26 protein-coding genes, 1 other RNA gene and 2 pseudogenes are annotated in these 26,407 nt (G+C 68.8%); all 29 read left to right on the top strand.

What is annotated here, in order from left to right:
• Positions 1-6 precede the first annotated feature (6 nt).
• Positions 7-1,362, top strand: coding sequence for a flagellar filament capping protein FliD (gene fliD / locus QQK49_RS15200; protein ID WP_284304662.1), 1,356 nt, complete (start codon positions 7-9; stop codon positions 1,360-1,362).
• A 29-nt stretch (positions 1,363-1,391) separates the two neighbouring features.
• Positions 1,392-1,781: a flagellar export chaperone FliS gene (fliS, locus tag QQK49_RS15195; RefSeq protein WP_284304661.1), complete on the top strand. Its 390-nt coding sequence runs from the start codon at positions 1,392-1,394 to the stop codon at positions 1,779-1,781.
• Positions 1,782-1,786: 5 nt separating this feature from the next.
• Positions 1,787-2,095, top strand: coding sequence for a hypothetical protein (locus tag QQK49_RS15190; protein ID WP_284304660.1), 309 nt, complete (start codon positions 1,787-1,789; stop codon positions 2,093-2,095).
• 202 nt (positions 2,096-2,297) lie between these two features.
• Positions 2,298-3,758: a flagellar hook-associated protein FlgK gene (gene flgK / locus QQK49_RS15185; RefSeq protein WP_284304659.1), complete on the top strand. Its 1,461-nt coding sequence runs from the start codon at positions 2,298-2,300 to the stop codon at positions 3,756-3,758.
• 15 nt (positions 3,759-3,773) lie between these two features.
• Positions 3,774-4,670: a flagellar hook-associated protein FlgL gene (flgL, locus tag QQK49_RS15180; RefSeq protein WP_284304658.1), complete on the top strand. Its 897-nt coding sequence runs from the start codon at positions 3,774-3,776 to the stop codon at positions 4,668-4,670.
• Between the two features lie 224 nt (positions 4,671-4,894).
• Positions 4,895-6,253 (top strand): heparinase II/III domain-containing protein, encoded by a 1,359-nt coding sequence (locus QQK49_RS15175; RefSeq protein ID WP_284304657.1) that lies wholly within the window; start codon positions 4,895-4,897, stop codon positions 6,251-6,253.
• Positions 6,253-6,708 (top strand): hypothetical protein, encoded by a 456-nt coding sequence (locus QQK49_RS15170; RefSeq protein ID WP_284304656.1) that lies wholly within the window; start codon positions 6,253-6,255, stop codon positions 6,706-6,708. Before QQK49_RS15175 ends, QQK49_RS15170 begins: the two co-directional genes overlap by 1 nt.
• 58 nt (positions 6,709-6,766) lie before the next feature.
• Positions 6,767-6,865, top strand: an RNA gene (gene ffs / locus QQK49_RS15165) — signal recognition particle sRNA small type.
• 56 nt (positions 6,866-6,921) lie between these two features.
• Entirely contained in the window at positions 6,922-7,770 is an 849-nt protein-coding gene (locus tag QQK49_RS15160) for a CPBP family intramembrane glutamic endopeptidase (RefSeq protein ID WP_284304655.1), read from the top strand.
• Between the two features lie 44 nt (positions 7,771-7,814).
• Complete coding sequence (locus QQK49_RS15155) at positions 7,815-9,413, top strand: DNA polymerase III subunit gamma and tau (protein WP_284304654.1); 1,599 nt, start codon at positions 7,815-7,817, stop codon at positions 9,411-9,413.
• Entirely contained in the window at positions 9,410-10,585 is a 1,176-nt protein-coding gene (locus QQK49_RS15150; protein WP_284304653.1) for a hypothetical protein, read from the top strand. Before QQK49_RS15155 ends, QQK49_RS15150 begins: the two co-directional genes overlap by 4 nt.
• 101 nt (positions 10,586-10,686) lie before the next feature.
• On the top strand, positions 10,687-11,349 hold the full coding sequence (locus tag QQK49_RS15145; RefSeq protein WP_284304652.1) for a lysophospholipid acyltransferase family protein: 663 nt from the start codon (positions 10,687-10,689) through the stop codon (positions 11,347-11,349).
• Between the two features lie 96 nt (positions 11,350-11,445).
• Positions 11,446-12,044 (top strand): annotated as a pseudogene (gene recR / locus QQK49_RS15140) (recombination mediator RecR).
• Positions 12,037-12,624, top strand: a complete 588-nt coding sequence (locus QQK49_RS15135; RefSeq protein ID WP_284304651.1) for a DUF5063 domain-containing protein — start codon at positions 12,037-12,039, stop codon at positions 12,622-12,624. The pseudogene recR and the gene QQK49_RS15135 overlap by 8 nt, the downstream one beginning before the upstream one ends.
• Positions 12,625-12,759: 135 nt before the next feature.
• The gene (locus QQK49_RS15130; protein WP_284304650.1) at positions 12,760-14,034 is read left to right on the top strand and encodes an aspartate kinase; all 1,275 of its coding nucleotides are present in this window, start codon (positions 12,760-12,762) and stop codon (positions 14,032-14,034) included.
• Entirely contained in the window at positions 14,031-14,678 is a 648-nt protein-coding gene (locus QQK49_RS15125; RefSeq protein ID WP_284304649.1) for an aspartate-semialdehyde dehydrogenase, read from the top strand. The genes QQK49_RS15130 and QQK49_RS15125 overlap by 4 nt, the downstream gene beginning before the upstream one ends.
• A complete protein-coding gene (locus tag QQK49_RS15120) occupies positions 14,675-15,112 on the top strand; it encodes an Asd/ArgC dimerization domain-containing protein (RefSeq protein ID WP_284304648.1) in 438 nt (145 codons plus the stop codon). The genes QQK49_RS15125 and QQK49_RS15120 overlap by 4 nt, the downstream gene beginning before the upstream one ends.
• 414 nt (positions 15,113-15,526) lie before the next feature.
• A complete protein-coding gene (locus QQK49_RS15115) occupies positions 15,527-16,558 on the top strand; it encodes a flagellar FlbD family protein (RefSeq protein ID WP_284304647.1) in 1,032 nt (343 codons plus the stop codon).
• A complete protein-coding gene (locus tag QQK49_RS15110; protein WP_284304646.1) occupies positions 16,558-17,499 on the top strand; it encodes an OmpA/MotB family protein in 942 nt (313 codons plus the stop codon). Before QQK49_RS15115 ends, QQK49_RS15110 begins: the two co-directional genes overlap by 1 nt.
• Before the next feature lie 62 nt (positions 17,500-17,561).
• Positions 17,562-18,026: a flagellar basal body-associated FliL family protein gene (locus QQK49_RS15105; protein WP_284304645.1), complete on the top strand. Its 465-nt coding sequence runs from the start codon at positions 17,562-17,564 to the stop codon at positions 18,024-18,026.
• A 97-nt stretch (positions 18,027-18,123) separates the two neighbouring features.
• Positions 18,124-18,993: a flagellar motor switch protein FliM gene (fliM, locus tag QQK49_RS15100; RefSeq protein WP_284304644.1), complete on the top strand. Its 870-nt coding sequence runs from the start codon at positions 18,124-18,126 to the stop codon at positions 18,991-18,993.
• A 28-nt stretch (positions 18,994-19,021) separates the two neighbouring features.
• Positions 19,022-20,209 carry a flagellar motor switch protein FliN gene (fliN, locus tag QQK49_RS15095; RefSeq protein ID WP_284304643.1) on the top strand — a complete coding sequence of 396 codons (1,188 nt, stop codon included), beginning with the start codon at positions 19,022-19,024 and terminating at the stop codon, positions 20,207-20,209.
• Positions 20,206-20,652: a flagellar biosynthetic protein FliO gene (locus tag QQK49_RS15090; RefSeq protein ID WP_284304642.1), complete on the top strand. Its 447-nt coding sequence runs from the start codon at positions 20,206-20,208 to the stop codon at positions 20,650-20,652. Before fliN ends, QQK49_RS15090 begins: the two co-directional genes overlap by 4 nt.
• Positions 20,649-21,551 (top strand): flagellar type III secretion system pore protein FliP, encoded by a 903-nt coding sequence (gene fliP / locus QQK49_RS15085; protein ID WP_284304641.1) that lies wholly within the window; start codon positions 20,649-20,651, stop codon positions 21,549-21,551. Before QQK49_RS15090 ends, fliP begins: the two co-directional genes overlap by 4 nt.
• On the top strand, positions 21,548-21,826 hold the full coding sequence (gene fliQ, locus QQK49_RS15080; RefSeq protein ID WP_284304640.1) for a flagellar biosynthesis protein FliQ: 279 nt from the start codon (positions 21,548-21,550) through the stop codon (positions 21,824-21,826). The genes fliP and fliQ overlap by 4 nt, the downstream gene beginning before the upstream one ends.
• Before the next feature lie 4 nt (positions 21,827-21,830).
• The gene (locus tag QQK49_RS15075) at positions 21,831-22,604 is read left to right on the top strand and encodes a flagellar biosynthetic protein FliR (protein WP_284304639.1); all 774 of its coding nucleotides are present in this window, start codon (positions 21,831-21,833) and stop codon (positions 22,602-22,604) included.
• Positions 22,605-22,607: 3 nt separating this feature from the next.
• Positions 22,608-23,786 carry an EscU/YscU/HrcU family type III secretion system export apparatus switch protein gene (locus QQK49_RS15070; RefSeq protein WP_284304638.1) on the top strand — a complete coding sequence of 393 codons (1,179 nt, stop codon included), beginning with the start codon at positions 22,608-22,610 and terminating at the stop codon, positions 23,784-23,786.
• 154 nt (positions 23,787-23,940) lie between these two features.
• Positions 23,941-25,988: pseudogene (gene flhA, locus QQK49_RS15065) on the top strand (flagellar biosynthesis protein FlhA).
• Positions 25,963-26,343 (top strand): hypothetical protein, encoded by a 381-nt coding sequence (locus tag QQK49_RS15060; RefSeq protein WP_284304637.1) that lies wholly within the window; start codon positions 25,963-25,965, stop codon positions 26,341-26,343. The pseudogene flhA and the gene QQK49_RS15060 overlap by 26 nt, the downstream one beginning before the upstream one ends.
• The last annotated feature ends 64 nt before the right edge of the window (positions 26,344-26,407 follow it).

The raw sequence follows: 26,407 nt of genomic DNA, 5'->3' as shown, positions 1-26,407 counted from the left end.
GGAATCATGCAGATCAGCGGATTGGGATCGGGCATCGACACTGCGTCGATGGTCAAGCAGCTCATGTCGGTCGAACGACTGGCCGGCCAGCATCTCACCAAGGGCCGCACGAACTCGCAGGCGCTCATCAGCGCCCTCACCAGCCTCAACAGCCAGATGAAGTCGCTCGGTGAGGTGGCACAGAAGTTCGTGCCCACGTCGATCACTCAGACTCCGGCATGGAGTGCGGTGTCGGCCACGAGCAGCAACAAGGACATCGCGACCGCGACCGTCGGCGACAAGGCCCAGGCGGGAACCCTCACGTTCTCGGTGAAGAGCATCGCTCAGGCCGGCGCCGTGATGGGGGACAAGGGATTCGCGTCCACCGACGTCGTCAACGGTGGCGCAGCGTTCGACTTCAACGTCGAGGTCGGCGGAAAGACCACCAGCATCAAGGTGGGTCCCGACGCCAAGCTCGCCGATGTTGCGGCTGCCATCAACCAGCAGGCCGGGACTGACGTCAAGGCGACCATGGTCCAGGTTGCGACCGGCACGTACAAGCTGCAGATCACGGCCGCCAGCACGGGGGCTCAGTCCAACGTCAACGTCACCAATGGCACGACGCCACCGGTCGTCGCCGACGTCCTCGGCGCCTTCAATGAGGTCGCCAAGGGGCAGGACACCGTCCTGCACGTCGGTGACCCCACGTCCGGTTATGACGTCAAGTCGTCCACCCGCGACGTCAAGGACCTCCTGCCGGGTGTGACGATCAGCCCCGTCAAGGCCGACCCCGCCGCCCAGGTGACGATCGACCTCAAGAACGACGTGGACGGCATGGCCACCAAGATCGAAGAGATGGTCAAGGCCGCCAACGGCGCCCTGAGCAACATCAAGATCAACAGTGGCTACAACAAGGACAACCCGTCGGCCTCCGGACCGTTCCTCGGCGATTCCACGACCCGCGATCTGACGTACAAGATCCGGGACGCATTCCAAGGGTCCACCACGGCTCTGCCTTCGCTCGCCGGAATCTCGGTCGATAAGGCAGGCACAATCACCTTCGACAAGGCGAAGTTCTCCGAGGCGTACGCCAAGGACTCCGCGGCAGTGCAGAAGGTCGTCGACTCGGTCGCCGCCAAGCTCAACGACGTGAGCAAGACGGCCACCGATGCGACGAACGGCACGCTCACGCTGCGGATCAACGGTGAGCAGTCGATGGTCAAGAACTACACCGACCAGATCACGCGCTTCGAAGATCGCATGACCATGCGTCAGGCGACTCTAAGTGCACAGTTCAACGCCATGGAGTCACTCCTCTCGAAGATGAATTCGCAGGGGCAGTGGCTGTCAGGCCAGCTCGCCACCCTTCCGACCGGTAGCTGACCGGTCGATCGAATGAGAAGGACTCACGTATGACCACCCAGTCCCACCTCCGTAACCGCTACGCCCGTGAGGCCGTCACCACGGCGTCGCCCGCCAAGCTGGTGACGATGCTGTACGACCGGCTCCTCAAGGACCTGCACGACGCGGAGGCGGGACTGGGTGCACGTGACATTCAATCCACCCACAACGCCCTGAGCCACGCCCAGGACATCCTCTGGGAATTCCACTCCACGCTCGACACGTCGGTGTGGAAGGAGGGCGAGAACCTCAAGCGCATCTACGAATGGGCGATCGACATGCTCATGAACGCGAACATGGAGAAGAACCTCCAGCGCGTTGTCGACGTGCGTGAGGTGCTCGAGCCCCTCGCTGAGGCCTGGCACCAGGTCGCCGCGCAGGGCGTCAACGGCGAACGGTGACCGCGGTGACGACCGTTGCCGCCTGGGAAGCCGCCCTCACCCAAATGGAGGACGAGCTCGACGCGCACGAGGAGCAGGTGCGCCTCGGTGAAGTAGCCAGCGTCCCCGTGTGGGAGCCGCCCGCCGAACTCGGACCGCTGCCGGCGCAACTGGGCGACCGCGTCACCCACCTCGTGCAGCGCATCACCCTGCTCACGACCTTCGTGCAGTACCAGCTCGCCGCCACCGAATCCGACATGGCTCACCTCGCCCAGCAGGGGCAGAAGGGCAGCGGGAACAAGGCCATCGCCATGTTCCTCGACTCCTCCGTCTGACGCACGCCGCACTCGCGCGCAGCCGGCTCATCCGGTTACCGGTAGGTCACCCGCAGAGGTGTCCAAGTTTTCACCGAGTCCGCGCGATCAACCGTTCAAGTCGCGGCACCCCTCTCCGATAGGAAGTCGGCCGTCCAGGCGCGTAACGCCGAATCGGGCCACCCGGGCAACACTGCCCTCCACTCACGGATGAGAGAGAAACATGTCAGCGTTCGGAGGACTCTTCATCGGGACCTCGGCGATCCACGCCGCACAGCGGGGCCTCGACGTCGTCGGTCAGAACGTCGCGAACTCCGCGACACCCGGGTACACCCGCCAGCGCGTCGACCTCGAATCGATCGGTGGCCCCGGCGTCCCCGCCTTCTGGTCCCGCTACGACGGATCCGGTGAAGGGGTCAAGGTCACCGGCGTCACCCGGATGAACGACGAGTTCCTCGAGGCACGCGCCCGCAACACCAATGCCGACCTCGGCAGCCTGCAGGAACAGGCCAAGACGATGGCCGCCATCGAGCGCACCATCACCGAGCCCAGCGACACCGGCCTGCAGAAGAAGCTCTCCGAGCTGTGGAACTCCTTCGGTGCCGCCGGCAACAGCCCCAGCGTTGCCAACCAGGCTCCCCGTTCCGCCGCCCTCGAGAACGCCGTCAACACCGCGAGCCAGCTCAACCACATGAGCAACTCGATGAAGACGCAGTGGCAGGACACCGGCTCCGAACTCGGGGCCAACGTCACCGACATCAACACGATGGCCGAGGACGTCGCCGCCCTCAACAAGGCGATCCGCAACAACAACATCGCCAAGGTGCCGAGCAACGAACTGCTCGACCAGCGCGACGCGCTCATCGCGAGGATCTCCGAACTCACCGGCGCCACCGTGCGGCCGGCCGCGGCCGACCAGGGCGCGCCGTTCAACAGCCAGGCCGTCGACGTGATGATCGGCGACGTCGCCCTTGTCAGCGGCATCAACGCCAACTCGCTCAAGGTCGTCGACCCCAACACCGCCGGTTACCCCACCGACGGAACCGATCCCAAGGCCCTCACCGTGGAGTGGGCTACCGGTGGCGCCGGGGACGCGGGAATCAGCACCGGACGTGTCGCCGGTCAACTCAAGGCTCTCAACGAGACCATCCCCGGCTACATGAAGGAGTTCGACCAGGTCGCGGCCAAGCTCGCCGAGACGGTCAACACCCAGCAGGCCGCGGGCTTCACCGTCGACGGAGTCAAGGGTGCCGATCTCTTCGTTGCACAAGGTGGCGGCACGACCATCACCGCCGCCAACATCCGCGTCAAGGCCGACGCCGTGCCGAACAGCCTGGCCGTCTCCAAGGGAAATCCGAAGGCTGAGCCGCCGGCCGTCGCCTCACTCGACGGCGACAACTTCCTCGCCATGTCCCGTCACATCAGTGACAAGGACGGCCCCGACGCCACCTACAACTCGATGGTCGTGCGCCTCGGCGTGGAAGCGCAGTCGGTCAACCGCAACGTCAAGGTGCAGGAGAACGTCGTCCGCAAGGCCGAGGACGCCCGCGACAACGTGTCCGGTGTCTCTCTGAACGAGGAGATGACGAACATGATCCGGTTCCAGCACTCCTTCTCGGCCGCGGCCAAGTACATCGGCGTCATCGACCAGACGCTGCAGACACTCATCAACATGACCCGCTGAAAGGGGTGATCCGACATGTCATTACGCATCACGCAGAACTCGATGAACCGGACCCAACTCGCCGGTCTCAACGAGAGCCAGACACGCCTGCAGCAGACGCTCGAACAGCTGACCACCGGCAAGCGGCTCAGCCGCCCCTCCGATGACCCGGTCGGCACCGTCTCGGCGCTGCGGTTCCGATCGGAGCAGAGCCAGTTGGCGCAGTTCGGTGCCAACATCACCGACGGCCTGGCTCGTCTCACGGCCTCGGACGACGCGCTGACCCAGACGTCGAACATGACCCAGCGCATCCGGACCCAGACCCTCGCGGCTCTGAACGGCACCCTCGGCCCGAACGAGCGCAAGGCCATCGCCGACGAGATCCGGGAGCTGCGCGCAGGCCTGCACCAGCAGGCCAACAGCCGCTACGCCGACCAGCCTCTCTTCGGTGGAACGACGCCGCTGGACAACGCCTTCGACGCCGACGGCAACTTCCAGGGCAACGCGCTGCCCGTGTTGCGGCAGATCACCGACTCACCGGGCGATGCCGGGCAGATGAACGTCGGCGTCCCCGGCGGAGCGGCGTTCGGAACCGCCCTGGTCAAGGGCACCGGAGAGCTCGACAAGCTGGCGCAGGCGATCGAGGACGGCGACGACGCCGGGATGCGTGAAGGTCTCGACAACGTCGACACCCTGCGCGAGAACATCCTCAACGTGCAGGCCACCGTCGGTACCCGCGTGAACCGGTTGCAGAGCCTGGAGTCCCTCAACGGACGCCAGGACGACGCCTCCAAGGTCGCCCTGTCCAAGGTCGAGGACACCGACTTCCTCAAGGCCGCGATGGATCTCTCCATCCAGAGCAACGCCTACCAGGCGGCGCTCTCGGCCTCGGCCAAGCTGATCCAGCCGAGCCTCATGGACTTCCTCCGCTGAGTCCTCGCACGGATCGGTCCTGACCGACACGCCCCTGTTCGAACGCCCCCGGCACCGCGCCGGGGGCGTTCGTCGTGTGCTCCTCCGGCGTCGATCGGCCCCTGTGCTGTGAATCGCCCATTCCCGACACCCGCGGCGGTCAGGACACCCGTCCTGCCGCCGATAGGAAGTGACGCCGCAGCAGGACGCCGCGGCAGGCAGCACCCCAGGGAAGGGACCCACTCGTGCGCACTCGTCACGCCGCGCTGGCCGTCGTCACCGCCGGCGCCATCCTCGCCGCACCACTCGCCGCAGGCCTCCAGCCGGCCGCCGCCGTGGGTACCGACTCCGACCCGTTCCCGTGCGCGGGGTTCGGCATGCAGGACCGTGCCAACCCCATCTCCGACCTGGACCGCGACCTCTACACCTGGGGGCCCTACAAGCGCACCAAGGTCGGCAACGGGCGGCACGACATCAACTGGAAGCTCGACCCGCACAAGCAGGACAGTTGGAAGACGCTCTTCCACGGCCTCAAGTGGACCGGCGCCTACGTGTACCGGTCCACCGAGGGGCCGACGAGGCTGCGCGACCCCAAGGCCATCGACGGCGCCGTCGCCATCGCCCAGGACTGGGTCAAGGACAACCGCTACCCCTGGCCCACCGGCCCCGGCGCAGGCAACGCCACCCACGACCGCGCCGACTTCCTCATCTGCCTACGCATGGGCCTGACCCAGATCGGCAAACCCGTTCCGAGCTGGCTCAACACCACGCTCGTGCAGCACGCCGAGTGGCTGAAGAAGAACACATGGGCCGACCACAACGTCGGCACCGACCAGACCCTCGCCATCCTCGGCATCGGCTGCACCGTCGGACGCCGCGACCTGCGTGACTACGCCGCCAACAAGCTGGCCAAGGACATCACGCGAGTCATCGACAGCCAGGGCGCCAACAACGAGCAGGCCGTCGGCTACGCCCGCTGGAACCACGACCTCTGGGGCGAGGTCGAGACCGCCATGACGCGCTGCGGCATCAACACCCCCGCCTCCCGCACCATCAAGGCCCGCCGCGCCGCGCTGCAGACGTTCCTCGAGTACGCCCTCAAGCCCGACGGCACCTACCACCAGCTCGGCGACACCCAGCTCGAACGGCCCAGCGCCTCGACCATGACCGAGGCGCAGCGGTGGGTCGTCACCGACGGCAAGCAGGGCGTGGCCCCCAAGGAGCGCGTCAAGATCTACAACGCCGGCTACGTCCTCGGGCGCTCCGGCTGGGGCAACCAGTGGCGACCGCAGTCGCACGAGTCCTCCTACGCGCTGCGGTTCGGCCCGGTGCGCACCGGGCACGGCCACAGCGACCACACCGCCATCACCTGGCACACCATCGGACGCCCGATCCTCGTCGACACCGGCACCGGCTCCTACAACCAGGACGCCTGGCGGGCGCACTACATCGGCCCCGAGGCCCACAACCAACTCGTGATGACCGGCATGCGCAACGGCTCGGCCACCAAGCTCGTGCGCTCGAAGCTCACGCCCAAGGCGGACTTCTACCAGTTCAGCGACACCCCTACCTCAAGACGAGTCGGGTCCGCAGCATCGTCGTGATGTCCGACCCCGAGATCGTCGTGGCGTTCGACAAGGCCACCTCCTACAAGCCGACGACGTTCACCCAGCTGTGGCACCTGCCCTACGACGTGTCGTTCAAGGCCTCGGGCACCCGCGCGACCGCCGCAGGCAAGGGCGTGACGACCACGCTGCTGCAACTGCCCGCCGCCGGCGTCACCGCCACGAAGTTCGGCGCGGTCAAGGGCTCGACCAAGCCCATCCAGGGCTGGCAGTGGACCGACTACTTCCACAAGTACAAGGCCCCCGTCGCGACCGTCACGCAGAAGGGCACCAAGGCCGCCATGGTGACCGCGATCGTCGCCGCCCCCGGCACGACACCGGTGTCGGTGAAGCCCGTGATCTCGGGATCGACCACCACGTACACCTTCCGCGTGGGATCGAAGACCGCCGTCGTCACCCTCGACGCCAAGGGCACCCTCACCCGCATCCGGTAGGCGATGGGCAGAGCCCCGGGCGTGATTTCCGCTCCCGCGAGGCACTGGACTACAGTGAAGTCGGCCCCCGTGTGGTGGTACCTCTCCGAACTCCCCCAGGGCAGGAATGCAGCAAGGGTAGGTGAGCTCTTCCAGGTACGCGGGGGGTCCCTTCATGCCCGGGTCGTCGACGACGTGGCCACAGCGGCCAAGCGCGGTCAGTACGGTCGGCTCATGACACGGACGCATGTCGCGGCTCGAGCCGTGGTCGTCGGGGGAGTGCTGCTCGCAGCCATCTCTGTCGTGATCAGGGCGAACGCCGGAGCGATGGACGTCGAGGCCGGGGATTCCGGAGCCACCGTCCCGCTGTGGTCAGTCTGGCTCGCGGCGCTCGCCGGAATCCTCGTCGCGACCCTGGCCGCCCCACGCCGCCGCACCGCCCCGGTGAGTCCGGAGGCGGCGCGCCCCCAGGCCGTCGGACTCACGACCCTTGCTCTCGCCTTCACCGCGCTGCTGCTGACCTTCGGCGTCGCCGAACCGACGTTCACCGGCGGCAAACTCGTGCTGCTCGTGGCGCTTCCACTCCTGCTCATGCGCCTCCGGCCGGTCCCGCGGACGCGTCATGGCGCCACGGCGCGGCACCATCTCGGCGCGCTCGCGGCGGTGGCCGCGTGGGGAGTGCTGACGTTCCTCATGCCCTGGTCGTCGAGGACGTCGCCGTCGACGGACTCCGTGCCCGTGACCGACCTCGTGCTGATCCTGGTGGTCGGATTCGTCGTCAACGCCGTGATCGAGGAGGTCTTCTACCGACGCTGGCTCCAGACCCGCCTCGAGGACGTCGCCGGGCCGTGGCCGGCGATCGTCGTGACCTCGGTACTCTTCGCCTCCTGGCACGTGGCGCTGGGCTCGGCCGGCGGGGTGCTGCACCGGCCCGGGCCCGACGTGCTCGTCGGCCTCGCGGGTGCGCTGCTCAACCAGGGAGTCATCGGGGTGTTCCTCGGGTTCCTCTGGGCGCGCTACCGATTGATGTGGCCGATCCTCCTCGCGCACGGTGCTCTCAACGCACTGCCACTCATCCTCTGATCCGCCTGCGAGTGGTTGTCGGTGGGGGCCGATAGCCTCGGTGCGTGACCACAGCCCTGTACCGCCGCTACCGCCCGCAGGACTTCGCCGAGGTCATCGGGCAGGAACACGTCACCGAGCCGCTGATGCAGGCCCTGCGCAGCGGGCGCGTCGGCCATGCGTACCTGTTCAGCGGCCCGCGCGGCTGCGGCAAGACCACCAGCGCGCGCATCCTCGCGCGGTGTCTCAACTGCGAGCAGGGGCCCACGGACACCCCGTGCGGGGAGTGCGACTCCTGCGTGGGACTGGCCACGGGCGGCAGCGGCAGCGTCGACGTCATCGAGATCGACGCGGCCTCGCACGGTGGTGTCGACGACGCCCGTGACCTGCGGGAGAAGGCCGCGTACGGGCCGGCGCAGTCGCGCTACAAGGTGTACATCATCGACGAGGCGCATATGGTCACCCCGCAGGGCTTCAACGCCCTGCTCAAGATCGTCGAAGAGCCACCCGAGCACGTGAAGTTCGTCTTCGCCACCACCGAGCCCGAGAAGGTCATCGGCACGATCCGCTCGCGCACCCACCACTACCCCTTCCGGCTCGTGCCGCCCGCGCGCCTGCAGAGCTACCTCGAAGAGCTGTGCGAACGCGAGAACGTGCAGGTCGAGCCAGGAGTCCTGTCGTTCGTCGTGCGCGCCGGCGGCGGGTCGGTGCGTGACTCGTTGTCGGTGCTCGACCAGCTCATGGCCGGCTCCGACGAGGCGGGACTCACCTACGCCGGCGCCGCCGCCCTGCTGGGATTCACCGAGAACGAGCTGCTCGACGCCTGCGTCGACGCCCTCGCCGCCGGCGACGGGGCCGGGATGTTCCGGCAGATCGACCGCGTCATCGAGACCGGCCAGGACCCGCGCCGGTTCGTCGAGGACCTCCTCGAACGGTTCCGTGACCTCATCGTCCTCGCCGCGGTCAGCCACTCACCCGACGCCGACACGAGCATCTCCGCGGTGCTGCGCGGCCTACCCGAGGACCAGATCACCCGCATGCGGCAGCAGGCGGGGGTGTTCGGCGCCGGTCAGCTCTCCTACGCCGCCGACATCGTCAACGCCGGGCTCACCGAGATGACCGGGGCCACCTCCCCCGCCTCCAGCTCGAACTCCTGGTCGCGCGTCTGCTCCTGCCCACCGGATCGGGTGAGCACGGCTACGCGGCGCGCCTCGACCGCCTCGAGCGACGCCTCGACGTCGGCGGCGGCATTGCGACACCCATCCCCGACCGCACCCAGGCGGCCCCGCAGTCGGCGCCCGACGAGCGGGCTGAGCGCGGCCGACCCGACGCCGGGGCATCCGAGCAGCAGGCGCAGCCGCGGGCGGATCGCTCGGCGGGTGGACCAGAACAGCGGCCGGCAGCGCGCCCCGACGGACCTGAGAGTCCGCGCGGTGGACGACCTACCCAGCACGCGGAGCAGCGTGGTGGCGGTAGGCCCGAACAGCGGCCGGAGGCCACGGCTCCCTCGGCCCACGCCGACCAGCGTCCGGCTCGCCAGGACGAGGGCGCTGCGCACGGCGGACGCCCGCAGGGCCTGGGTGCCGAGGCACCCGCGGAGCGCCGAGGGGCCGCCCCGGCCGGGGGCGGGTCGGGTCCGCGGGGCGGCGTGGACACCGAGATGATCCGCCGCAACTGGCCCGACGTGCTCGACCGGATCTTCAACATCCGCCGCGTCACCTGGACGTTCCTGTCCGAACACGCCCAGGTGCTCGACTACGACGGCACCCGGCTCCTCCTCGGGCTCTCGACCAAGGGACTGGCGACGACGTTCCGCAACGGACCGCACGGCGAGGTCGTCCGGCAGGCGCTGAGCGAGGCCCTCGGCATCGACACCCGCGTCGAAGGGATTCCCGCGAGCGACGCTCCGCCCTCACGCGGCGGAGGTGGGGGCGGCGCAGGACCGTCCGGGCCTCCCGGGGCGGCGCCATCCGCGCCTTCACGCTCCGGTGGCGGACAGGGCGGGGCACGTCGTGACCCCGTTCAGGGCGCGCAGAGTGAGGCGCCCCAGGGTCCGCCCGCCTCCGGGCCGCCACGTGGTCGCCCGCAGCACGACCCCCGCGGCGGCGCTCCCGGCGGCGACGAACACGCCGGTGGCCCGAGAGCAGACCTCGCACACCCGGGTGGCGAGGGGCCGACCGGAGCTGGGTGCCGATCCAGAGGCGAGTCCGCCCCCGGGCCGAATCAGCGACGTACCTCGGGCGAGCAGGGGGCGCACCGTGACCCGCGCGGGCAGCAGCCCGGCAGAGCACCGGCCCGGGGCGCGCGCGACGTCCCTCCGGGTGACGACGTCCCGCCGCCGGGAGACGACGACGTTCCGCCGGAGGAGGAGTCCCTGCCTCCCGACCCCGGCCAGTTCGGCGGACGCGCCCAGGCGTCACGACCTTCCGCGCCGGCTCGCGGAGCCGACCCCGCACACGGACGCGGGGCCCCTTCGGGTGCGCAGCCAGATGCCCGAGACGCCGGTGACGGGACCGGACCAGCCGGCCGACCGCAGCGTCCGGCCGAGCAGACCGAGGTGGCCGGGCCGGGTGACGATGCCGCGACCCGTCCCGCTCACCCCGGCGCGCAGGAGGCCCGCGCGGCCATCCGCGCAGCCCGGGGTCGGATCCCGGCGGGCCCACCCACCGACGGCCGAGGCGGCGCCGACGCCACACCCGACCGCGCCCGGGCCGACCGCAGCCACGACGACGGCGCCAGCGTCGACGACGAGGACATCGCCGACGCCGGTCTCGTCGGACAGCCCGTCATCGCCGACGTCCTCGGTGGCGTGGTCATCTCCGACGAGGAGAGCTGAGCGATCGAGACGACGGGCGCCGCGCCTCGGATCGGCACGTAGAGTGCTCCCCAGCTCAGCGCTCCGACGAGGGGAGACCCGTGTATTACCGACTCGCGCGAATGGCGTTCAACCCGCTCTTCCATGCTTTCCTGCGTCCGGACATCCGCGGGCTCGAGAACATTCCGCGCACGGGTCCCTGCATCTTCGCGAGCAACCACCTGTCCTTCTACGACAGCATCGTCATCCCGGCCGCCTCCCCGCGGCAGATCGCCTTCCTCGCCAAGTCGGAGTACTTCACCGGCCACGGCGTCTCGGGGTCGATCAACCGGTTCTTCTTCACGGCCATCGCCGGTGCCATCCCCGTCGACCGCGACGAGACCCGCGCCGCGCAGAAGTCCCTCGAGCTGGCCCTCGAACACCTCTCCCGCGGTGGCGCGTTCGGCATCTACCCCGAGGGCACGCGCTCGCGTGACCTGCGGCTCTACCGCGGCTACACCGGCATCGGGCACCTGGTGCTGGAGTCCGGGGCGCCGGTGGTGCCCGTCGGTCTCGCGGGCACCGACAAGATCCAGCCGGGGGACTCCCGGTTCGTCCGCCCGACGAAGGTGTCGGTGACCTTCGGCGAGCCGATGTCGTTCGCCGGCCGCTTCGACGACGTGCCCAAGGGCAAGGCCCGCCGCATCATCGCCGACGAGGTCATGGACGCCATCGCCGCGATCACCGGCCAGGAGCGGGTCGACGCCTTCAACGTGCGGCCGCCCGCACCCGGCCGACCGGCCTGATCCACCACTCCGCTCCGCCGGTCGCGGCGGTGCGCCGATCGCCTTCACCCCGGCCGACGGGACCGACTGTCGGTGGGAGGACGTAGCCTGAGGGGCGTGTACGAAGGCGCGGTGCAGGACCTCATCGACGAACTCGGGCGGCTGCCAGGGGTCGGCCCCAAGAGCGCGCAACGCATCGCGTTCCACATCCTCGTCGCCGACGAGGAGGACGTGACGCGGCTGGCGCAGGCCATCGACAAGGTCAAGGCCACCGTGCGCTTCTGCATCACCTGCGGAAACGTGGCCGAGGCCGAGCAGTGCCGCATCTGCAGCGACCCGCGCCGCGACCCCACGGCCGTGTGCGTCGTCGAAGAACCCAAGGACGTCGTGGCCATCGAACGCACCCGTGAGTTCCGGGGCCGCTACCACGTGCTCGGCGGTGCGATCAGCCCCATCGAGGGCATCGGACCCGACGACCTGCGCATCACCGAACTGCTGTCCCGCCTGGCGGACGGCAGCGTGGGCGAGGTCATCATCGCCACCGACCCCAACCTCGAGGGGAGGCCACGGCCACCTACCTCGGCCGCATCCTCAAGACAGTGGGGGTGCGGGTCAGCCGTCTCGCGTCGGGACTCCCCGTCGGAGGCGACCTCGAATACGCCGACGAGATCACCCTCGGTCGCGCTTTCGAAGGAAGGAGAGTGCTGTATGCCTGAGGTTCGACGCAGCGTGCCCGAAGAGCTCGACCCCGACCTGCAGACGTTGGGCGAGGAGACGGCGCTGGAAGCCCTGGCGTTCCTCACCGTCGTCCGCGAGGTCGCCAAGGGAGCCGTGCCCGACTCGGCGGTGCCCGTCATCACCCTCGCCCTCAGCCAGATCCTCGTCACGGGCAGCCGTCTCGGTGCCATCAACGACGTCGTGCCGGCGCAACGGTTCGAGCCCGATCTCGGCAGCGACGAGGACGTGGAGGAGCTGCGCCTCTCCCTGGCCGAGCTCTTCACCGGCATCGACGACTACGCCGAGGTCATCGACCCGTTGACGACCACCGAGCTGTCCCGGTCGCAACTCTCGGGCGACATCGCCGAGATCTGCGCCGCGCTCATGCACGGTCTGCGCCACCACGCCGACGGCAACATGACCGAGGCGCTGTGGTGGTGGCAGTTCAGCTACCTCGCCACCTGGGGTGCGCGGGCGGCGAGCGCGCTGCGGGCGATGCAGTCGATCCTCGGGCACACCCGGCTCGACGCCGACGAGGAGACCGTGGCCGAGGCCCAGTTCGACGCCCTGCACCGCTGACTCCGCAGCCCCGCACGCCCCGGGTGTCAGTCTCGCACTCAGAGACCGCCTCGGCCCATGGCGTGAGATGGGTAGAATGCCACCCGATATCCGGCTGAGTTCTTCAGCATCCCGATCCCAGCACTGGAGACGCTCGTGAGTCTGGTCGTGCAGAAGTACGGGGGCTCCTCCCTCGCCGATGCCGAGAGCATCAAGCGCGTCGCGCGCCGCATCGTCGAGACCCGCCGTGCCGGCAACGACGTGTGCGTCGTCGTCTCGGCCATGGGCGACACCACCGACGAACTCATCGACCTCGCCGAGCAGGTCAGCCCCATGCCCCCGGCGCGTGAGATGGACATGCTCCTCACCGCCGGCGAGCGCATGTCGATGGCCCTGGTGGCCATGTCGATCGCGACGCTCGGGCACGCCGCCCAGTCGTTCACGGGCTCCCAGGCCGGGCTCATCACCGACGAGTCGCACGGCAAGGCCAAGATCGTCGACGTCACGCCCGGCCGTATCCGCGCCGCCCTCGACGAGGGGCACATCGCGATCGTCGCGGGCTTCCAGGGCGTCAGCAAAGAGACGAAGAACATCACCACCCTCGGCCGGGGCGGGTCGGACACGACGGCCGTCGCGCTGGCCGCGGCCCTCGAGGCCGACGTGTGCGAGATCTACACCGACGTCGACGGGGTCTTCACCGCAGACCCGCGCATCGTCCCCTCCGCGCGTCGCGTCACCCACATCAGCACCGAGGAGATGCTGGAGATGGCGGCCTGTGGCGCCAAGATCCTGCACCTGCGCGCCGTCGAGTACGCCCGTCGTCACGGCATCGCCCTGCACGTGCGGTCGTCGTTCTCGCCCAAGCCCGGCACCATGATCATCGACCAGCCGATCGAAGGAGAAGAAGGCGTGGAGGCTCCGATCATCTCCGGCGTCGCGCATGACCGCAGCGAGGCCAAGATCACCGTCGTCGGTGTTCCCGACAGCCCGGGCAAGGCGGCGGAGATCTTCCGCGTCGTCGCCGAGGCCGAATGCAACATCGACATGATCGTGCAGAACGTGTCGGCGGTGGAGAGCGGGCTCACCGACATCTCCTTCACGCTGCCCAAGACCGACGGGCAGGCGGGGGTCAAGGCCCTCGACCGCATCCGTGAGTCCGTCGGGTTCGAATCCCTGCGATATGACGACCAGATCGGCAAGGTCTCCCTCATCGGGGCGGGCATGCGGTCCAACCCGGGGGTGAGCGCCACCTTCTTCCGGGCGCTGTCCGACTCCGGCGTCAACATCGAGATGATCTCCACCTCCGAGATCCGCATCTCGGTCGTCACCCGCGCCGACCAGCTCGACGACGCGGTCCGGGCCGTGCACCGCGCATTCGGACTCGATTCCGCCGACGGAGAGGCCGTCGTCTACGGAGGCACCGGGCGGTGAACGCCGTGGGCGACCGCAGTCGCCCCACCCTCGCCATCGTCGGCGCCACGGGCGCGGTCGGCAGTGTCATGCGTGACCTGCTCAGTCAGCGTGCCGACATCTGGGGTGAGATCCGTCTGCTCGCCTCCTCCCGCTCCGCCGGGCAGACGCGCTCGGTGCGCGGCGAGGACGTCGTCGTGCGCGAACTCACCGTCGACAACCTCGACGGCGTCGATGTCGCGATGTTCCTCGTGCCCTCGGAGGTGGCCCTGCGGTGGGCGCCGGTGGCGGTCGAGGGCGGTTCCGTCGTCGTCGACGCCTCCCGCGCGTTCCGTGCCGAGCCCGGTGTGCCGCTGGTGGTCCACGCCTTCAACCGCGCCCAGGTGCGCAACCGTCCTCGCGGCATCATCAGCAGCCCGACCGGGGCCACGCTCGTCATGCTCGATGCGATCGGCGCGCTGCACAGCGGCTGGGGACTCACCGATCTCGTGGTGACCACGTTCGAGTCCGCCTCCGGCGCAGGCACCTCCGGTGTGGAGCGGCTCTACGACGAGGTCGAGGCCGTCGCCGGCGATCGCGGTCTGGGCCGGCACATCGGCGACGTCCGCCGCCACATCGACGAGCGCCTCGCCCCGCGCTCGCCGTTCCCGGCCCCCTGGCGATGAACGTCGTCCCGTGGGTGGGCACCGAGGCCGGCGCCGGCTGGAACACCGGCGAGATGAGCATCCGCGACGAGTTCCGCAAGGTGCTCGACCGGCCCTCGCTGCGGGTCGCCGCCACGTGTGTGCGCGTGCCGGTGGTCTCGGCGCACGCCATGTCGGTGCACGCCCAGTTCGAGAACGTCATCAGCATCGACCAGGCCAGGACGGCGCTCATGCAGGCGCCCAGCGTCGTCGTCCTCGACGACATCGAGCACGACGAATGGCCCACCCCGGTCGACGTCACCGGCTCCGACCCCACCTTCGTCGGCCGCCTGCGTCAGACCCAGGACTTCCCGAACGCCGTCGACCTGTTCATCTGCGGCGACAACCTGCGCCGCGGCGCGGCCACGAACGCCGCCCAGATCGCCGAGGAGCTGGCCACCGAGCTCGGTTCGTGATCCGCCGAACTCTCAGCTTTCGTTCAGGTGTGCCGACGACTCAGGTGACCAGACACGCGCGATCCGGAGGCAGCCGGTAGCGGCGGACGGTCACACAGGCTGCGGTCGACCCTGACATCGGCGACTCCCCCGGGGGAGAGGCGTTGCATACAGGGCTGTCCGCAGCCTGTGGTATTCGGGCGCCCGACATGAGTCCCATACGGCTGCCGTCGAATTCGTGGCCGGAGGTCCGGCCCGGAGTGCGTTGCCGCTGGTGAGAGCGTTGCCGGCGACCCGGGGGATCGGCCCGTCATGGGCCCCGCACCCAGGCTCTGCTCAGCCGCCAACCCTTCACGAATTCGGGCCAGGCGTCGATAAGGACACCGCAGGCCGAGGAACGGTCTGCTATCGGACCCCGCCACGGATGGGACATCCATGATCACCGTCACTCGTCGTAACGGCACCGCCTTCGCGCTCAATCCCGATCTGATCGAGCGCGTCGAAGCGACCCCGGACACGGTGATCACGTTGGTCAGCGGCACGAAGTACGTCGTCGCGGAATCGGTGGATCGCATCGTCGAAGAAGTCTGCGCGTTCAGGGCCTCGGTCCTCATCGCCTCGGCTCACCCCGCCCCCCGGAGCCGCCGGTCCGACTCCGATCCGTCTCGACCTCGGAGAACTGAACCCATGGACAAGGGAACCATCATCGGCATCGGTGTCACCTTCACCGGTGTCATCGCCACAGCCATCCTCGATGGCGTACACCTGACCTCGCTGCTCAACCCGGCGGCGATGATGCTCATCATCGTCGGTACCTTCGGTGCCGCCATGGGTGGCCTCATGTTCTCCGAGTACAAGATCGCATTCGGCAGCATGAAGACCGCCCTCACCGCCAAGGTCCCGGACGCCTCCAACCTCGTCGACGTCATCGTCAAGATGGCCGACCGCGCCCGCCGCGAGGGTCTGCTCGCCCTGGAGGACATGGCCAAGGAGATCGACGACCCCCTCCTCAAGGAGGGGATCCAGATGACCGTCGACGGCACCGACGCCGACGAGATCGCCGAGCTGCTCGAGGCCCGCATCGCGGCCAAGAAGGACCACGACAAGATCGGCATCGCCTTCCACGAGGCCATGGGCGGCTACGCCCCCACCCTCGGTGTGGTCGGCGCCGTCCTCGGTCTGATCCACGCGCTCGGCAACCTGGACGACGTGGGCGCGCTCGGTGGCATGATCGCCTCCGCGTTCGTCGCGACCCTCTGGGGTGTGCTCATCGCCAACATGGCGTGGCTGCCGATGTCGGGCAAGCTCAAGCGGCTCAGCCAGCTCGAGGTCGCCAACATGGAGATGATCGTCGAGGGCGTGCTGGCCGTGCAGGCCGGGACGAGCCCCCGCATGGTCGAGCAGAAGCTGCGCTCGGCCCTGCCCGGTGGCGGCGTCACCGACGCCAAGGAAGCGAAGGCCGCCTGATGGCCCGCAAGAAGAAGCAGGAAGAGCACGAGGAGCACGCCAACCACGAGCGGTGGATGCTCAGCTACGCCGACATCCTCACGCTGCTGTTGGCGCTGTTCATCGTCATGTTCGCGATCTCCAAGGTCGACCAGAAGAAGTTCGAGGAGTTCGCCCGAGGCACGGCCGAGGGCTTCGGCAACGTCGCCGTCACCGGCATGACGGGCAACTTCGAGGGCGGCGACGGAATCATGAAGGACCAGAAGCCGGCCCAGTCCGAGGACGTGCCCTCCACGGTGCCCGACGACAAGAACTCCGCGCTCGCGCAGCAGGCCATCCAGAAGGAGAAGGCCCGCCAGGCCGCGGCGGCCGCCGAGAAGAAGAACCTCGAGGAGATCAAGGCCAAGATCGCCCTGGAGCTCAAGAAGCAGGGACTGTCCGACGCCGTGCAGATGAGCGTCGACGCGCGCGGCCTCGTCGTCAACATCGTCACCGACAAGGTGCTGTTCGACACCGGTCAGGCCGACCTCAAACCGGCCGGCACCAAGGTGCTCGACGCCATCGCGCCCGCGCTCACGCCGCTGCCCAACCACGTCAGCGTCGAGGGCCACACCGACAACGTGCCCATCTCGGGGACCTACCGCTCCAACTGGTTCCTGTCCACGGCCCGCGCCAGCATGGTGACCGAGCGGCTCATCCAGGACGGGATCACCCCGGGCCGGATCGCGCCCGCCGGGTTCGCCGACACCCGCCCGCTCGAGAGCAACGGCACCGACGACGGCCGCGCCCGCAACCGCCGGGTCGCCGTCGTGGTCCTGCCCTACCTGCCGGCCGCCGAGGCCGAGTCGGGCCTGGCCGCGGCCGACTCCACGGGCACCAGCGGCGACGTCGCCCCCAAGGCGCCGGCGATCGCACCCACCGCACCCACCGTCGTCCCGGCGATCGCCACGCCCAAGCCGTAAGGGCGGGCGGTCACCCCCGCCACCCTGAGTACCCCGACCTCTCCAGGAGAACGAGAACGACCATGAGCGACACCGCAATCGAAGAGAAGCCCAAGAGCAAGAAGCTCGTCATCATCATCGTGGCGGCTCTGGTCGTCGTGCTCGCCGCCGCGGGCGTCGCGGTGTTCATGCTGCTCGGCGGCTCCGGCGACGAGAAGTCCGAGGCGGCGACCGCCGAGCCCGGCATCGTCGTGCCGCTCAAGGACGAGATGACGCTCAACCTCGCCGACGGCCGGTTCCTCAAGCTGCAGCTCGCCCTCCAGCTCACGAAGGAAGGCACGGAGGCCGCGGGGGAGAAGGCCGCCGAGACCTTCGACGGCTCGATGGCCCAGGACGCCGCCATCACCGTGTTCTCCCAGTACAAGTACGACGACCTCCTCGACCCCAAGAAGAAGGAGGAGGCCCGGAACAAGCTCACCGCCGAGACGAAGAAGCGCTACGACGACGCGGTGATGCAGGTCTACTTCCGCCAGTTCGTCATGCAGTGACGCACCGGACCGACGTGATGACGACGCGCCCCGAGCGCAGGCCCGCAGCCTGCGAGGGACGCTCAGAACAGCCGACTTTCGGCCGATGTGAGGACTTGTGAACGCCGAACCGCAGCTCTACGACTTCCGGAGCCCGAGCCGGTTCAGCCGCGAGCAGTTGCGGGCGCTCCAGATGGCCTGCGAGACGTACGCGCGACAGATGGCGACCGTGCTGTCCACGACGCTGCGGATCGTCGCGCACTCCAGCGTCGAGGAGATCACGCAGACGACGTACGACGAGTACATCGAGCAGGTGCCCAACCCCTCTCTGCTGGCGGTGCTGAACTTCGCGCCGCTCGAGGGCGACGGCGTGTTCCAGCTGCCCATGGACCTCGTCATGAGCGTCATCGACCGCCTGCTGGGCGGCCCGGGCGACGTCAAGCAGCCGAGCCGGGCCCTGTCGGAGATCGAGAGCGGCCTCATCCGCAACCTCGTGCGTCAGATGGTCAACGAGCTGCGGTACTCCTTCGAGGCGCTCGGCGGGATCCGCGGTGAAGTGCAGTCGCTGGAGTCCGACCCGCAGTTCCTCCAGCTCGCGCCGCCGTCGGACCCGATGCTCGTGGCCGCGTTCGAGATCAAGCTCGGCGACACCGTGGCCACCTCGACGCTGTGCCTGCCGGTGGAGACCATCGCGCCCGTCCTGGAGAGCGTGCACGCCAAGCCGGAGGTCGAACTCACCGGAGCCAAGGCCGAGGCCGCCGAGAACCTCAAGGGACGCATGCACGAGGTCCCCGTGGACGTGCGCGTCAGCTTCGCCCCGATCTCGTTGCCGTCCAGGGACATCCTCGACCTCGAGGTCGGCGACGTGTTGCCCCTGCGTCATCCCACCAACCAGCCGTTGACCCTCGAGGCCGACGGCATCGCCATCGCGACGGCCGTGCCCGGAAGCTACGGCAAACGGCTCGCCTGCCAGATCGTGACCTCATGACCAGCCCGTTCGCGAAGAAGGAAGACTGATGCCCACCACGCCAGAGCTCGACGCGGCCCTCCTCGCCGCTGCCCAGGCGCTGCCAGCTCACTTCGCGAATGCGGACGAGCTCACCGTCGAGAACCTCGACGCCATCCAGGCCACGACGATGTCGTTGCCGGGTGGCGCGTTCGCCGTGGAGGCGGTGCTGCAGGGGGCGGACGCCGTCGGGACGGCGGTGCTCATCATCACCGGCCTCGTCGACCACAAGAACGGTGAGGTCTTCGACCGCACCGAGGCCCGCACCCTGTGGACCGCCGCCCTCGAGGACGGACTCACCGCCCTCAAGGGTGAGATGGGCGAGTTCAAGTCGGGCCAGTCGCACATGACGGACCCCTTCGACGTGCTGGAGAACGCCGACGAGGCGGGCGTCGCGGGTGTGTTCCACGACCAGACCCTCGCCGCGCTGCTCGTCGCGATGCCCAAGGAGAGCACCGGTCAGGGCGCCGCGGCCGAACTCGCCGCCGCCATCGCCGCCGCCGAGGCCGAGGAGGCCGGTGACGAGGCCGGTGCCGAGGGCGCTGAGGGTGCGGAAGACGCCGAGGGCGAGAACGTCGAGGGTGCCGAGGCCGCCGAGGGCGACGCCTCGACGCAGGCCCCCGCCGCGGAGGCCGGTGCGGCACCTCAGGCCGGCGAGGAGCAGCCGCAGTTCACGCCCGGCGCGGGCATGCCTCCCGGCTACGACCAGTACGCCCAGCAGTACGCGCAGGCCGGCTACCCGCCGCCCGGGTACCCGCCCTACGCCGGCTACGGCTACCCCCAGCAGGCTCAGCAGCCCCCGCAGACCGCTGCGGAGGCCGCCGTCGCCGCTGCCCAGGCGGCCGCGCAGGCCCAGGCCAACATGAACCTGCCCGGCATGCCCACCCCGCCGCTCACCCCGTTCATGCCCGGCGCGGGCTACCCCGTCGACCCGCGCCGCATCGACCTCCTGCGCGAGGTCATCATGGGCGTCAGCGTCGAGCTGGGCCGCACGCGCCTCACCGTCCAGGAGATCCTCGGCCTCACCCCCGGATCGGTCGTCGAGCTCGACCGCGCCGCCGGTGCGCCCGTGGACGTGCTGGTCAACGGCACCCTCATCGCGCACGGCGAGGTCGTCGTCGTAGACGAGGAGTTCGCCGTCCGCATCTCCGAGGTGGTGCACCCCGAGCCCGGCGCCGTGGGTCGGGCAACGGCGTGACCGACGGATCGCTCGCGCTGACCCTGCTGCGGGCGGTGATCTCGCTCGCCCTGGTCCTCGGGCTGCTCGTGCTCTGCATGCGGGTGCTGGCGCGGCGAGGCGGCTTCGCGCCGTCCTCACGCGTCACCCCGGTGGACATCGACGTGCTCGGCCGCAAGCAGCTCTCGCGGGGATCGTCGGTGCAGGTCGTGCGCGTGGGACGGCGCGTGCTGGTCCTCGGCGTCACCGATTCACGAGTTTCGGTCCTCACTCACCTGTCGGCGGGTGAGGTTCCTGCCGATGGGAACGCCGAGACGGAGGACTCCGTGACGCAGGACGGACCACGTCCCGCGTCCGTCGGCCTGCTGGATGCCCTGCGCAGGCAGGGACGGACCGGCCGTCTCATCGCCGATGCCACCGGAGCCGGTCGCGGCGGTCGTCATCGTGGAGGGAGCCGGGTATGAGCGTTCGACGCCTGCTCTGCCTGTGTGCCCTGGCCGTGCTGACCTGCCTCGGGCTCGCCGCTCCCGCTGCTGCCTCGGCGGCTCCGGCTCACGCGACGTCCGTGATCGCCACGACCTCGGTGGCCGCCGCTCCTGCCGCTGTTTCCGCCGTCGTTCCCGCCGCCGTTGCGATGCCCGCCATCGCACCGGGTGCCATGCCGGCCGTCGACGACGCCGAGACCCCGGCCCCGGGGATCTCCGTGAACCTCGAGGGCGGTCCCGAGGGCCGCAGCCAGGGCGTCACGATCATCGTCCTGATGACGATCCTGTCGATCGCCCCCTCGATCCTGCTGCTGATGACGTCGTTCACCAAGATCGCCGTCGTCCTCGCCCTGACGAGGCAGGCCATCGGTACCCCGACGATCCCGCCCAATCAGGTCATCGCCGGCGTGGCCCTGTTCCTCAGCCTGTTCGTCATGGGCCCCGTGGTCAACCAGGTCAACGAGCAGGCCATCCAGCCCTACCTCAACGGCTCCCTGACGATGACCGAGGCCTTCAGCGCGGGAGAGGCACCGCTGCGCACGTTCATGCTTCGCCAGACGGGTGAGCAGGAACTCCAGACGATGGTCACCCTCAACCCCGACCAGGATCAGCCGGCCAATCCCGAGGACGTGGCGTTCACGACACTCGTGCCGGCGTTCGTGCTCTCCGAGCTCAAGACGGCGTTCATCATCGGCTTCGTCATCTTCGTGCCGTTCCTCGTCATCGACCTCGTGGTCGCCTCCGTGCTCATGAGCATGGGAATGATGATGCTGCCGCCCATCATGATCTCGATGCCGTTCAAGATCCTGCTGTTCATCATGGTCGACGGATGGAGCCTCATCACGACGGCGTTGGTGTCGGGATACATGACGACATGAGCGACAACGACGTGATGCACCTGGCGGTGCAGGCGATGGTGCTGGGAGCCAAGCTCGCGGGGCCGATCCTCATCGTGAGCCTGGTCATCGGGTTCATCATCTCGTTGTTGCAGTCGGTGACGCAGGTGCAGGAGATGACCCTGACGTTCGTGCCCAAGGTCATCGTGGTGGCCCTCGTGCTGTTGTTCGCGGGCAACTGGATGATGCACGAGGCCGTCACCTTCACCGAGAACCTCTTCGCCGATCTGCCGCGGATGTTGCGGTCGGCGAGGTGAGCCGATGGAGATCACGCTCGCCTTCCACGGCCTGTTCACCCTGCTGCTCGTGACGCTCCGGGTGGTCGCGTTCCTCATCATCGCGCCCCCGTTCAACGGCAGTTCGATCCCGATGCGGGTGCGTTCCATGCTCGCGTTCGCGGTGGCGCTGCCGCTCTTTCCGCAGTACATGGACCAGGTGCGGATCGGCAGCATCTACGACATGGTCACGGCGGTCACCTGGCAGATCCTCGCCGGCCTCTCGGTGGGTTTCGTGGTGCACATGCTGTTCGCGGCCGTGCAGGCGGCCGGAAACCTCATCGACATGTTCAGCATGTTCGCCATGGCGGCCATGCTCGACCCGATCTCGAACACCCAGTCGGCGGTCTTCGGCCGCATCTACTCGCTCATCGCGACGACCCTGCTGTTCGCCACGGGTGGGCATCTGCTGCTGTTGCGGGGATTGCTGCAGACCTTCGAGGTGTTCCCGGTCTCGCCCGTCGACCTCGGCCGGTTGGCGCAGATCATCGCCGGCAACCTGGACCGGCTGGTGATGTCGGCGTTGCAGATCGGCGCCCCCATCCTGGCCGTGCTCTTCCTCACCGACCTGGCCCTGGGCCTCGTGAGTCGCGCCGTGCCCAGCCTCAACATCTTCCAGCTCGCCTTTCCCGTGAAGACGATCCTCGTCGTGTCGCTCGCCGCGCTCGCGGTCGCGATGATGCCGGGGGCCATCCAGGCCGTCGTCGGCGAGATGCTCGGTGAGTTCCCCGCCGTCGGGCGTGCGGTCGGAGGCAGGTGAGCCATGGCCGAGGACAAGTCGAGCAAGACGGAGAAGGCGACACCGCAGAAGATCAAGCAGGCGCGGGAGGAGGGAAACCTCCCCAAGACCCAGGACCTCTCGATGTGGTTGACGGTGCTCGTCTTCGTCGCGATCGGTCCGATGGTGCTGTCGAACACGCGCGACAGCTTCTCGGAGATGTTGCACGGTGTCGCGGGCGTCATCACACAACCGGATCTGACCAAGGCGACGAACCTCTTTCGCAACTCCCTCCTCGACGCCATCGTGCTGGTCGCCCCCATCGCCCTGGGCTGCATGGTCGCCGGCGTGCTCGGGCACGCGGTCCAGGGCGGTGTGAAACCGCACTCCAAACGCTTCAAGCCGAAATGGAAGAAGCTCAACCCCATCTCGGGTCTGAAGAACATGTTCGGCATGCACGGCATGTGGACCTTGGTGAAGACCCTCATCAAGTTCGGCGTCTTCGGGCTGGTGGCCTACAACATCGTCTCCGGCGCCGTGACGCAGATCGCCGGGTCGGGTGCCTGGTCGGTGGGTGCGGTGCTGGACGTGGTGATGAGCGCGTCGATGAGCGTCATCACGACGATCGCCGTCGTCGGCCTCGTCATCGCGGCGGCCGACTACGGCATGGAGCGTCACCGCGTCATGAAGTCGCTGAAGATGAGCAAGGACGAGATCAAGAAGGAGAACAAGCAGCAGGAAGGTGACCCGATGGTCAAGGGTCAGCGACGCGCGAAGCAGCGTGAGATGGGGCGTCGTCGCATGATGGCCGCCGTCGGCGAGGCGAGCGTCGTCATGACCAACCCGGCGCACGTCTCGGTCGCGCTCAAGTACGAGCGGGGCTCCGGCGCCCCCCAGGTGGTCGCGAAGGGAACCGGGCATCTCGCGGTGCGCATCCGCGAGGAGGCCGCCGCCCACGAGATCCCCGTCGTCGAGGACGTGCTCGTCGCGCGAATGCTGTACAAGCTCTGCGAGATCGACGATTACATCCCCTTCGAGCTGTACGACGCCATCGCCGAGGTGCTCGCGTTCGTCCTGCGCATGTCCGAGTCGGGCCGCGGCTCGGGGACGCACGAGACACCACTGCGTCACCCCGATTTCGACGGCACCCTGCCCGACGACCTCACCGACGAGGCCCTCGGCATCCGCGTGGCGGCCCCGGCATCGGCGCGGGCGGCCGCCTGACCCCACCCCTGCGCGCCCTCCCACCGGGGCTCAGCGGCGTTGCGCCCCGCTCAGATCGGGGTGTGCAGGGCCGATGGGAAGGGGGCCGTGAGCCGGGACGTACCGGCGTGACCAGCAGCGGGAACCATCCCCGACCAGCAGCGAAGAGGTGACCGTGAAGTCGAGCCGACTGGGCCTCATCGGCGTCCCGGCCGCCATCATCGGGATCATCGTCATGATGGTCGTGCCGCTGCCGCCGTTCCTGCTCGACCTGCTGCTGGCCTTCAACATCGCGTTCTCGGTGCTCATCATGCTGGTGAGCCTGCGCGTGACCCGGCCCCTGGACTTCTCGATCTTCCCGGCGCTGCTGCTCATCGCCACGCTGTTCCGGCTCTCGCTCAACATCAGCACGACGCGACTGGTGTTGCGCGACGGCTACGCGGGCAAGGTCATCGAGGCGTTCGGTGACTTCGTCATCGGCGGTTCGCTCGTCGTCGGTCTGGTCATCTTCATCATCCTCATGGTGATCCAGTTCGTCGTCATCACCAACGGTGCCGGCCGCGTCGCCGAGGTCGCCGCCCGATTCACCCTCGACGCGCTGCCCGGTAAGCAGATGGCCGTCGACGCCGACCTCAACTCGGGCCTGATCGACGAGGCCGAAGCCCGCAAGCGCCGCAAGGAGGTCTCCGCGGAGGCCGACTTCTACGGCGCCATGGACGGTGCCTCCAAGTTCGTCAAGGGTGACGCGATCGCGTCGGTCATCATCACCCTGGTCAACCTCATCGGTGGCTTCGCGATCGGCATGCTGCAGCGCGGGATGTCGGCCACCGACGCCATGCACACCTACAGCCTCATGTCGATCGGTGACGGCCTCGTCTCCCAGATCCCGGCGCTGCTGCTGTCGGTCGCCACCGGCCTCATCGTGACCCGCGCGACGACCGAACGTGACATGGGGTCGGACCTGCTCGGCCAGTTCGGTCGACAGAAGCAGGCGATGCAGATCGCCGGCGGTGCGTGCCTCATCCTCGGTCTCGTGCCCGGCCTGCCCAAGCTGCCGTTCATCGTCATCGGCGTCGGTGCGCTGTTCGTCGCCACGAGGATGAACGAGGGAGACGTGGAGGAGGAGGAGATCCCCGAGGTCGAGGAGTTGCCGACCACGCCGCAGAAGGACTCCCCGCTCGCCATCGCCCAGGACATGCGCGTCGAGCCCCTGGAGCTCGAACTCGCCTACGACCTCATCGACCTCGTCGACGCCGCCTCCGGAGGCGACCTGCTCGACCGCGTGCGTGCCCTGCGTCGCAAGCTCGCCCAGGAGATCGGCATCGTCGTCCCCCTCGTGCGCACCCGCGACAACCTCGACCTGCCGCCGCGGCACTACGCGATCCGCGTGCACGGCGTCGAGGTCGCGCGCGGGCAGGCACCGGCCGGCATGGTGCTGGCGATCGGCGACGACCTGGACTCCCTGCCCGGCATGGTCACGCAGGAGCCGGTGTTCGGCCTGGAGGCCAAGTGGGTGCCGGCCGAGCTCCGCGAGCACGTCGCGCTCGCCAGTTCGACCGTCGTCGACCGCAGCTCGGTCGTCACGACGCACATGGCCGAGGTCGTGCGCGTCAACGCCGCCCAGCTCCTCGGGCGCGAGGACGTCAAGATGCTCGTCGACATGGTCAAGCAGAGCCACCCGGTGGTCATCGAGGAGCTCACGCCGCAACCGTTGTCGCTCGGTGAGGTGCAGCGCACGCTGCAGTCGCTGCTCTCCGAGCGCGTCTGCATCCGCGACCTCGTGCGCATCTTCGAGGCCATGTCGATGCGCGCCAAGGTCAGCCCCGACCCCGAAGGGCTGGTCGAGGCCGCCCGCACCGCCCTCGGCCCGGCGATCGCGTCCAGCCACGCCGTCGACGGTCGCCTGTCCGTCATCACCTTCGACCCGCTGCTCGAGCAGCGCATGCTCGAGACCCTGCGACAGGGCGAATCCGGATCCTTCCTCGTGATGGACCCGATGCTCGCCGAACGCGTCGCGATGGAGACCGCGCGGGTGGCGCAGGCGGCCGAGGCCGCCGGTGACCCCCGGTGCTCGTCTGCGCCCAGCCGCTGCGTCTGGCGGTACGGCGTCTCCTGGAGACGTCCGCCCCTCGTACCCCCGTGCTGTCCTACGCCGAACTCGGTGGACAGCTCACCCTCGTCACGTCTGGAGTCGTGAATGTCGCGGAAGTCACGGCCGCCTAAGGGCGGCGGCGCGCGCGGCAAGAAGGGCCGCAAGGGCAAGAAGGGCTCCTCGACGACCTATGAAGAGGTCATCGTCGAGGAGAGCGGCGGCCTGCCTTTCGGGCTCGTCGTGCTCATCGCTCTCGTCATGACCCTGCCGACGCTCACGGCCTTCTTCGACGGCTCCCTGGAGTTCCGGCCGACCGTCGTCCGCCTCCTCGCGGCGCTGCTCGTGTCGTGGCTGCTCTGCCAACTCGTGTATTCGGTGGTGAAGTCCTTCGGCGCCGACGAGGAGGAGACGGTCCGGACGACCGAGACCACCGAGGACCTCGGCTACGGCGAGGACCCCTACGGCCAGGACCGCCGCGCGTCCTGACGCATGACGTCCCGGCCGGCACGGCCGGGAACGACGACGAGCCCGTCCTGGAGGGAGGACGGGC

Origin of the sequence: Mobilicoccus caccae (assembly GCF_030161635.1) — a bacterium.
In the GTDB taxonomy this organism is placed as follows: Bacteria; Actinomycetota; Actinomycetes; order Actinomycetales; family Dermatophilaceae; genus Mobilicoccus; species Mobilicoccus caccae.
This window is presented reverse-complemented; position numbering and strand designations above follow the sequence as displayed.

Coding starts and splice junctions, on each gene's coding strand:
- QQK49_RS15070 (WP_284304638.1), top strand. CDS start 22,608: ATGGCCGAGGACAAGTCGAGCAAGACGGAGAAGGCGACACCGCAGAAG.
- flgL (WP_284304658.1), top strand. CDS start 3,774: ATGTCATTACGCATCACGCAGAACTCGATGAACCGGACCCAACTCGCC.
- QQK49_RS15115 (WP_284304647.1), top strand. CDS start 15,527: ATGATCACCGTCACTCGTCGTAACGGCACCGCCTTCGCGCTCAATCCC.
- QQK49_RS15120 (WP_284304648.1), top strand. CDS start 14,675: ATGAACGTCGTCCCGTGGGTGGGCACCGAGGCCGGCGCCGGCTGGAAC.
- QQK49_RS15170 (WP_284304656.1), top strand. CDS start 6,253: ATGTCCGACCCCGAGATCGTCGTGGCGTTCGACAAGGCCACCTCCTAC.
- QQK49_RS15110 (WP_284304646.1), top strand. CDS start 16,558: ATGGCCCGCAAGAAGAAGCAGGAAGAGCACGAGGAGCACGCCAACCAC.
- QQK49_RS15160 (WP_284304655.1), top strand. CDS start 6,922: ATGACACGGACGCATGTCGCGGCTCGAGCCGTGGTCGTCGGGGGAGTG.
- fliQ (WP_284304640.1), top strand. CDS start 21,548: ATGAGCGACAACGACGTGATGCACCTGGCGGTGCAGGCGATGGTGCTG.
- fliN (WP_284304643.1), top strand. CDS start 19,022: ATGCCCACCACGCCAGAGCTCGACGCGGCCCTCCTCGCCGCTGCCCAG.
- QQK49_RS15075 (WP_284304639.1), top strand. CDS start 21,831: ATGGAGATCACGCTCGCCTTCCACGGCCTGTTCACCCTGCTGCTCGTG.
- QQK49_RS15150 (WP_284304653.1), top strand. CDS start 9,410: ATGATCCGCCGCAACTGGCCCGACGTGCTCGACCGGATCTTCAACATC.
- QQK49_RS15145 (WP_284304652.1), top strand. CDS start 10,687: ATGGCGTTCAACCCGCTCTTCCATGCTTTCCTGCGTCCGGACATCCGC.
- QQK49_RS15135 (WP_284304651.1), top strand. CDS start 12,037: ATGCCTGAGGTTCGACGCAGCGTGCCCGAAGAGCTCGACCCCGACCTG.
- flgK (WP_284304659.1), top strand. CDS start 2,298: ATGTCAGCGTTCGGAGGACTCTTCATCGGGACCTCGGCGATCCACGCC.
- fliD (WP_284304662.1), top strand. CDS start 7: ATGCAGATCAGCGGATTGGGATCGGGCATCGACACTGCGTCGATGGTC.
- QQK49_RS15105 (WP_284304645.1), top strand. CDS start 17,562: ATGAGCGACACCGCAATCGAAGAGAAGCCCAAGAGCAAGAAGCTCGTC.
- QQK49_RS15060 (WP_284304637.1), top strand. CDS start 25,963: ATGTCGCGGAAGTCACGGCCGCCTAAGGGCGGCGGCGCGCGCGGCAAG.
- fliS (WP_284304661.1), top strand. CDS start 1,392: ATGACCACCCAGTCCCACCTCCGTAACCGCTACGCCCGTGAGGCCGTC.
- fliP (WP_284304641.1), top strand. CDS start 20,649: ATGAGCGTTCGACGCCTGCTCTGCCTGTGTGCCCTGGCCGTGCTGACC.